Here is a 6,111-nt window from a genome sequence, read left to right as displayed (position 1 = left end):
CCTCAAATTCCTCCGCCAGCATTATCTGGATCAGGTACACGGGTATAATCTCAGCGGTAAACCGCACCCCGTTTGAGAAACGAACCGCATTGTATTAACGTTCTTTTGGGTAGACCAGCACAATTGTGCAATACCCATGAGATGACGCCCACCCAACAGAGGATGTTCGCGTGCTTACCAATACCAAGGAAAGGCGTGCCTTTGCGCGCATGGTCATCAATGCTCCGGTCACCGTCTATCAGCAGCAGCTGGTGCTGGAGGGGATCTGCCGGGATCTCAGTGCCAACGGCATGGGGATTGCGGTCTCTGAACACCAGCTCGACATCAATCAGCCCATCCGGATCAGTCTTGCCACCAACAACAACCTGTTGCCCCCCTTTGAAGCCCATGCCCGTATTATCCGAGTGCTGGAGGAGGAGAGCGGGTTGCTGCTGGCGGTGGAGTTTCTGCCTCAGGGTTAATCCTCTCTCCTCATCGGCAGAGGGAGGGGGTTAGCCTTTTTCCTGAACCGGTTGCACACTCAACTGCTTGCTATCGACCAGCGTTTTGCTGGTCGAAGCTATTTGGCCCGCAGGCAAGGTGGCGGGGCCTGTGGGTTCGAGCAGCAGGTAGTTTTGCCCCTGCCAGTTGAGGGTCGCATCCCCCGGCTTGGCGGGCAGGTCAACAGCCAGCAGGGCATGGCCGGGGACGAACACCATGGCCTGTTTCAGCTCGGGAAAGAGCTGGGCCAGCATGGCGGCCATCAGGGTTACCTTGCTGTCGCAATCACCCCGGTTCTGTTCCAGTACCTGACGGGGCGGGAGGAAGCCCTTGCCCTGTCTTCCATTCAGGCTGTCGAGCTGCTGATAGGGGATGCTCTGGATAAAGGTGAGCATATGGGCCACGGTTTTCTGGCGCGCTTCTGTTTCGGTACTGCCCTGCTGTTTGAGCTGATCCGCCAGCGGAGCCAGCCCGCTGCGACTCTCCAGCGCGATGCGCACATGATCTTGCTTCACCGCCAGCTGCCCGTCGGGGGTGTTGAAGTACTGGAAGTAGTGTTTGGTCAGCCACGCCTGCTCCTCTTTGCTTCGCTTGGACTGCAGAAAGGCCATCGCCTCGCGTGCCTTGTCCTGATTGCGGCTTTTCAGATGCAGCTCCAGCGAGGGGCGGGAGAGGGTGAACTGCACCTCGGGGTAGTTCTGGCGCACCTCCCGCAGCAATACCTGCAATACCTCCTCCTGCATTCTGGCCGGGCGATAGGCGATGAGAGGCGGCAACTTGCCCTGTTCGAGCCGGTAGGTGAGCTGTTGGGATTTGCCTTCGCTATCCTGCCAGCCGACGCTGATCTGGCCGAGGCTGTTGTTGAAGCTGGTTTGGCTGGCCCCCGCAGGCAGGGCAATCAGCAGGGCACAGAGCAGAGGAATTGCCGTCGGTCTCTTCATCATCCTTTCCTGTGGCACGGGCCAGTTCCGGTGGTCCAAAGTGGGAAGCGTCGCGGACAGTAAAACAGGGAGCCGAAGCTCCCTGTTGATTCTACTCGTTTTTTGCAACTGGCTGATTAAATCCAGCTCGGCTGCTTTGCCTCAAAGGCGCTGATGGCGGCCTCGTGCTGCAGGGTCAGGCCGATGGCATCCAAGCCGTTGAGCAGGCAATAACGGCGGAATTCGTCGATCTCGAAACCGAAGCTGAGGCTACCTGCACGTACCTGATTCGCTTCCAGATCCACTTCGATCTGGATGCCCGGCTGGGCGGCGACCAGCTGGAACAGGGCGTCGACCTCCTCCTCCTTCAGACGCACCGGCACCATGCCGTTGTTGATAGCGTTGCCGTAGAAAATATCGGCAAAGCTCGGGGCTATGATGGTCTTGAAGCCGTAGTCGGCCAGCGCCCAGGGGGCGTGCTCGCGACTCGAGCCGCAGCCGAAGTTCTCCCGCGCCAGCAGGATGCTGGCACCGGCGAATTGCGGCTGGTTGAGTACGAACTCGGGGTTTGGCTGCTGGCCGGCATCGTCCAGAAAGCGCCAGTCGTGGAACAGGTGCTTGCCAAAACCGATGCGGTTGACCTTCTGCAAAAACTGCTTGGGAATGATGGCGTCGGTGTCGACGTTGGCGCTGTCGAGGGGGACGACGATCCCTTTATGCTGTTTGAATCCTGTCATCGAAATGTCCTCTTACAGTGCGCGAATGTCGGCGAAGCGGCCGGTGACGGCGGCAGCGGCGGCCATGGCCGGGCTGACCAGATGGGTGCGGCCGGCGCGGCCCTGACGCCCTTCGAAGTTGCGGTTGCTGGTGGAGGCGCAGCGCTCTCCCGGTTGCAGCCGGTCGTTGTTCATGGCCAGACACATGGAGCAGCCGGGCAGGCGCCACTCAAAACCGGCCTCGATGAAGATCTTGTCCAGCCCCTCGGCTTCGGCTTGTGCCTTCACCTGCTCGGAGCCAGGCACCACCAGCGCCTGCACGCCAGCGGCCACCTTGCGACCGCGGGCGATGGCGGCGGCAGCACGCAGATCCTCGATGCGGCTGTTGGTGCACGACCCGATAAACACCTTGTCGATGGCGACGTCGGAGAGCTTCTGGCCCGGTTGCAAGTCCATGTAGGCGAGCGCCTTGCGGGCGGACTGCTGCTCCATCAGATCGCTAAAGGATTCCGGCGCCGGAATCGGTTCATTGACGGCAATCACCTGACCCGGGTTGGTGCCCCAGGTGACCTGGGGAGCGATGTCGGCAGCGTCCAGCACTACCTCTGCATCGAAGCGGGCACCTTCATCGCTCTTGAGGCTCTGCCAGTAGTCGATGGCCTGCTCCAGCGCCTCGCCTTTGGGGGCGAACTCCTTGCCACGGATGTAGTCGATGGTGGTCTGGTCTGGGGCAATCATCCCCGCCTTGGCACCCAGCTCGATGGCCATGTTGCACACCGTCATCCGCCCTTCCATGGAGAGGCCCGCAATGGCCTCGCCAGCGAATTCCACCACGTAGCCGGTACCACCGGCGTGGCCGACCTTGCCGATAATGGCCAGCACAACGTCCTTGGCGCTGATGCCCTCCGCCAGCTTGCCGTTGACCGAAATGCGCATGGTCCTGGCGCGACCCTGTTTCAGGGTCTGGGTCGCCATCACATGTTCCACTTCGGAAGTGCCGATGCCGAACGCCAGTGAGCCGAAGGCGCCGTGGGTGGCGGTGTGGGAATCACCGCAGACGATGGTGGTGCCGGGCAAGGTGATGCCGAGCTCGGGGCCCATCACATGGACGATCCCCTGATATTTGTGGTTGAGATCGTAGAGACGAACCCCGAACTCCTTGCAGTTGTCGGCCAGCGTCTCCATCTGGATGCGGGCCATCTCGCCGGAGGCGGCGATGTCCTTGGTGGTGGTGGAGACGTTGTGATCCATGGTGGCCCAGGTCAGGTCCGGGCGGCGCAGCTGGCGATTCATGGCGCGCAGGCCATCGAATGCCTGCGGGCTGGTCACTTCATGCACCAGATGGCGGTCGATGTAGATGAGGGGGGTCTCCCCCTCCACTTCCCGTACCACGTGGGCGTCGAATACTTTCTGATAGAGGGTCTTGGCCATTGCTTCTCTCTTCCTTGTTCTCTGTTATGTGGCTCAGATCCGGGCGGCGATCTGGCTACCCATCTCGGACGTGCTCTGCACCGGATGGCGGGCGCTGGCCTGATGCAGGTCGGCGGTGAAGTAACCCTCGGCCAGGGTCTGGGCCACGGCCTGCTCGATGGCTTGAGCTGCGGCTTCCTGGCCCAGGCTATAGCGCAGCATCAGGGCGGCGGAGAGGATCTGGGCGATGGGGTTGGCAATCCCTTTGCCGGCGATATCGGGGGCCGAACCACCGGCCGGTTCGAACAGGCCGAAACCCGATTCGTTGAGGCTGGCGGAGGGGAGCAGTCCCATGGAGCCGGTGATCATGGCGCACTCGTCGGAGAGGATGTCACCGAACAGGTTGGAGCAGAGCAGCACGTCGAACTGGGACGGATCCTTGATGAGCTGCATGGTGGCGTTGTCGATATACATATGATTCAGTTCAACATCGGGATAATCCTTGGCCACTTGCGTCACCACCTCGCGCCACAGAATGGAGGAGGCGAGCACGTTGGCCTTGTCGATGGAGGTGACCTTGCCACGGCGCACACGAGCCGACTCAAAGGCAATCTTGGCGATGCGCTCAATCTCGAAGCGATGGTACACCTCGGTGTCGAACGCCTTTTCGTTCGCCCCTTCTCCCTCGCGCCCCTTGGGCTGGCCGAAGTAGATGCCGCCGGTCAGCTCGCGTACGCAGGCGATGTCAAAACCGCGATCCGAGATGTCGGCACGCAGCGGGGAGAACTGTTCCAGACCGGTGTAGATGCGGGCCGGGCGCAGGTTGCAGAACAGTTTGAAGTGGGCACGCAGGGGCAGCAGGGCACCACGCTCAGGCTGATCGTTGGGCGGCAGATGCTCCCATTTCGGGCCGCCCACCGAGCCAAACAGCACGGCATCGGCCGCTTCGCAGCCTTTGATCGTGCTTTGCGGCAGCGGGGTGCCGTGGTTGTCGATGGCGATGCCGCCCACGTCATGGTTATCATACTCGAAGGCGAGGCCGAACCTGGCCTGCACCTTCTCCAGCACCTTGACGGCTTCGGCCATCACTTCCGGGCCAATGCCGTCACCCGGCAATACTGCGATCCGATAACTGCTCATACACTCTCCATCCTGATATTGTCTTTGAGATCCCTCTGTCCGGTTTCCCCGACGCTGCGCGCGGTTGCCGGTTCAGACGTTCCCCGTCTTGATGTTGTCATTCCATGCCGTCTGTGTGGCAGCGAGTCCTGCTCAGACGGTTTCCGATTTGATGCTGTCATTCCATTCCGTCTGTTTGGTACCGAGCCCTGTTCAGACGGTTTCTGATTTGATGCTGTTATTGCGTTCCATCTGCTCGGCGACCTGATCGGCGCGCCAGATGCTGTTGATCACATGGAGCAGGGCGTGGGCCGAGGATTCGATGATGTCGGTGGCCAGTCCCATGCCGTGGAATTTGCGCCCTTTGTACTCGGCGACGATATCGACCTGACCGAGGGCATCTTCCCCTTCGCCCTTGCTCTTGAGGGCGTATTTGTCGATGCGGATCTCATAGCCGGTGATGCGGTTGATGCACTGGTAGACCGCATCCACCGGGCCATTGCCGGTGGCCGCTTCACAGATCAGATCCTGACCCACCTTCAATTTGACCGAGGCGGTGGCCAGTACCGAGCTGCCGCTCTGCACCCCGAGGTACTCCAGTTTGAAGTGCTCCGGCTCTTCGTGGATTTGGCTGAAGAAGGCCAGCGCTTCGAGGTCGTAGTCGAACACCTGACCCTTCTTGTCGGCCAGGGTCAGGAATTTGCCATAGAGGTGGTCGAGGTCGTAGCTGCTCTCGGCATAACCCATGGACTCCATCCGGTGCTTGATAACGTGGCGGCCGGAGCGGGAGGTCATGTTGAGGTTGTTCTGGGTCAGGCCGATGCTCTCGGGAGTGATGATTTCGTAGGTATTTTTCGCCTTGAGCACCCCATCCTGATGGATGCCGGAGCTGTGGGAGAAGGCGTTGGCCCCGACGATCGCCTTGTTGGGCTGCACCGGCATGTTGCAGAGCTGGCTGACCAGCGTGCTGGTGCGATGAATTTCGCTGTGGCGGATATTTGTTTGTACCCCGAGCAGGTCGGCGCGGGTTTTGAGGATCATCGCGACCTCTTCCAGCGAGCAGTTGCCCGCCCGCTCGCCGATGCCGTTGATGGTGCACTCGATCTGGCGGGCCCCCATCTGCACCGCGCCGATGGAGTTGGCCACCGAGAGCCCCAGATCATCGTGGCAGTGGACCGAGATGATCGCCTTGTCGATGTTGGGTACCCGGTTGAACAGGGTGTGGATGATGCCGGAGAACTCGGTTGGTACCGTGTAGCCCACGGTATCGGGGATATTGATGGTGCGGGCGCCAGCCTTGATGGCGGCCTCCACCATGCGGCAGAGATTATCGATCGGCGTGCGGCCCGCATCCTCGCAGGAGAACTCCACATCATCGGTGTAGCGCAGGGCGTGCTTGATGGCGCCGACCCCCATCTCCAGCACATCTTCGAAGCTCTTTTTCAGCTTGCTCTCCACATGGATGG

The 6,111-nt window shown here is 60.9% G+C and carries 6 protein-coding genes and 1 riboswitch; of the genes, 1 reads left to right on the top strand and 5 read right to left on the bottom strand.

All coding sequences use genetic code 11. The features are described from left to right. Positions 1-81, bottom strand: a riboswitch (TPP riboswitch). This riboswitch is flagged as partial in the annotation. A gap of 89 nt (positions 82-170) precedes the next feature. Further along, a complete protein-coding gene (locus G5358_RS19785; RefSeq protein WP_005339160.1) occupies positions 171-461 on the top strand; it encodes a PilZ domain-containing protein in 291 nt (96 codons plus the stop codon). Positions 462-491: 30 nt separating this feature from the next. On the opposite strand, the gene G5358_RS19780 is transcribed toward G5358_RS19785, so the two are convergent. The 5 genes from G5358_RS19780 to leuA all read right to left on the bottom strand — a co-directional run. Then, positions 492-1,421 carry a hypothetical protein gene (locus G5358_RS19780; protein ID WP_042052492.1) on the bottom strand — a complete coding sequence of 310 codons (930 nt, stop codon included), beginning with the start codon at positions 1,419-1,421 and terminating at the stop codon, positions 492-494. A 116-nt stretch (positions 1,422-1,537) separates the two neighbouring features. Beyond that, on the bottom strand, positions 1,538-2,137 hold the full coding sequence (gene leuD, locus G5358_RS19775; protein WP_021231980.1) for a 3-isopropylmalate dehydratase small subunit: 600 nt from the start codon (positions 2,135-2,137) through the stop codon (positions 1,538-1,540). A gap of 12 nt (positions 2,138-2,149) precedes the next feature. Next, the gene (gene leuC, locus G5358_RS19770; protein WP_421324756.1) at positions 2,150-3,547 is read right to left on the bottom strand and encodes a 3-isopropylmalate dehydratase large subunit; all 1,398 of its coding nucleotides are present in this window, start codon (positions 3,545-3,547) and stop codon (positions 2,150-2,152) included. A 33-nt stretch (positions 3,548-3,580) separates the two neighbouring features. Then, positions 3,581-4,666: a 3-isopropylmalate dehydrogenase gene (gene leuB, locus G5358_RS19765; RefSeq protein ID WP_421276737.1), complete on the bottom strand. Its 1,086-nt coding sequence runs from the start codon at positions 4,664-4,666 to the stop codon at positions 3,581-3,583. Between the two features lie 192 nt (positions 4,667-4,858). Beyond that, a partial coding sequence (gene leuA, locus G5358_RS19760; RefSeq protein WP_421324755.1) for a 2-isopropylmalate synthase occupies positions 4,859-6,111 on the bottom strand: 1,253 nt, incomplete at its 5' end.

This window comes from Aeromonas sp. 604176, assembly GCF_049170755.1.
Taxonomy (GTDB): Bacteria; Pseudomonadota; Gammaproteobacteria; order Enterobacterales; family Aeromonadaceae; genus Aeromonas; species Aeromonas veronii_A.
The sequence above is the reverse complement of the archived record's forward strand: the minus strand, read 5'-3'. Positions and strand labels throughout refer to the sequence as shown.